This is a genomic window from Dietzia sp. Cai40, from assembly GCF_014145165.1.
Lineage (GTDB): Bacteria > Actinomycetota > Actinomycetes > Mycobacteriales > Mycobacteriaceae > Dietzia > Dietzia natronolimnaea.
The window spans coordinates 1-1,438 of record NZ_JAALEB010000240.1; the positions used below are offsets into that span (position 1 = coordinate 1).

General features: G+C 68.8%; 2 protein-coding genes and 1 tRNA gene. 1 reads left to right on the plus strand and 2 read right to left on the minus strand.

Translation table 11 applies throughout. The features are described 5' to 3' along the window. A partial coding sequence (locus G6022_RS09895) for a polyprenyl synthetase family protein (RefSeq protein WP_182691474.1) occupies positions 1 to 461 on the minus strand: 461 nt, incomplete at its 3' end. 175 nt (positions 462 to 636) lie between these two features. Beyond that, a tRNA-Tyr gene (locus G6022_RS09900) sits at positions 637 to 719 on the minus strand. 144 nt (positions 720 to 863) lie between these two features. Between G6022_RS09900 and G6022_RS09905 the strand changes: the two genes are divergently transcribed. After that, on the plus strand, positions 864 to 1,358 hold the full coding sequence (locus G6022_RS09905) for a YajQ family cyclic di-GMP-binding protein (RefSeq protein WP_179523183.1): 495 nt from the start codon (positions 864 to 866) through the stop codon (positions 1,356 to 1,358). Positions 1,359 to 1,438: the final 80 nt, after the last annotated feature.

The window sequence follows — 1,438 nt, forward strand, 5'->3', positions numbered from 1 at the left end:
TCGACCTCCGCCATGGCGCGGTGCAGCACGGGCGCCGGCACGGGCAACCGGGCGAACTCGCCCATCGCGGCCACCAGGAGGAGATCCCCGCCGAGCAGTCCCCCCACCATGCCGACGTGCGCGGCGGTCTCCCGGGACAACCCCTGCTCGGCACCCCGCGTCGTGGTCCGACCCTGCAGGTTGGGCCGGCCCCGGCGGTGGTCGTCGCCGTCGGCCACGTCGTCATGGACCAGGAAGGCCTCGTGGAGGAGTTCGAGCGCCTGACAGGCGGCGGCGCGAACCGCCTCGTCGCGACCGCCGGCGTGCGTGTAGACCGCGTCGAACAGTGCCGAGCGCATGCCCTTGCCGGATCGGGTGGTGCGGTCGAGATCGGCCGCCCAGTCGTCGACGGCGGGACCCAGGCCGTCGGGCAGGTCGCGAGAGGTCATCCGCTGGGCGGCGCTTACCGAATCCAGTGTCATGTCCTGTTGTTCGGAGCCGACCCTGTCGTGGATACCCCTCACCTCGAATCTTTTCGATGAGATGCGGCACACCGGCGTCCCGCACCCGGCGCCGCTGATGTCCACGGTGTCACACGGCCACACTATCGCGGCCAGGAAATGCACGAAGACCCCCGCTTGTGGCGGGGGTCTCGCGTGCCAGATGATGGATTCGAACCAACGTAGGCATAAGCCGACGGATTTACAATCCGCTCCCTTTGGCCGCTCGGGCAATCTGGCGTGCACCCTTGAAGGCGCTAGGACACGATACAACGCGTGTGACCCCCGGTGCCAAATCGGGGGCCGGCGGGGTGGCCCGGGCGGATGTCACGGCCGGGTAGCCTGGCCGGGATCGTCCCCCAACCCAGGAGAAGGAGCGCGTCCATGGCCTCGGAGTCCTCGTTCGACATCGTCTCGGAGTTCGACCGCCAGGAGGTGGACAACGCCCTCAACCAGGCCGCCAAGGAGCTGGGCACCCGCTACGACTTCCGCGGTACCGACGCCGGTATCGAGTGGAAGGGTGACGACGCGGTGGAGATCGTCGCGGCCTCCGAGGACCGTGTGCTGGCGGCCAAGGACGTGTTCATCGAGAAGCTGGTCCGCCGGGGCCTGAGCATGAAGGCGCTGGAGGTGGGCGACCCGATGCCGTCCGGTAAGGGCTTCCGCCTGGTCGGCTCCCTCAAGCAGGGCATCGACAAGGAGAACGCCAAGAAGATCACCAAGCTCCTGCGCGACGAGGGCCCCAAGGGCGTCAAGGCGCAGATCCAGGGCGAGGAGATCCGGGTGTCGTCCAAGAAGCGCGACGACCTGCAGGAGTGCATGCAGCTGCTCAAGAAGGCCGATCTCGAGGTCGCGCTGCAGTTCACCAACTACCGGTAGTCCGACGACCGTGCCCTTCCCAGGGGGACGCAGGAGGAGCCGGCGGCGTGCCGCCGGCGCGGGCGGCGTGCGGGTGCTCG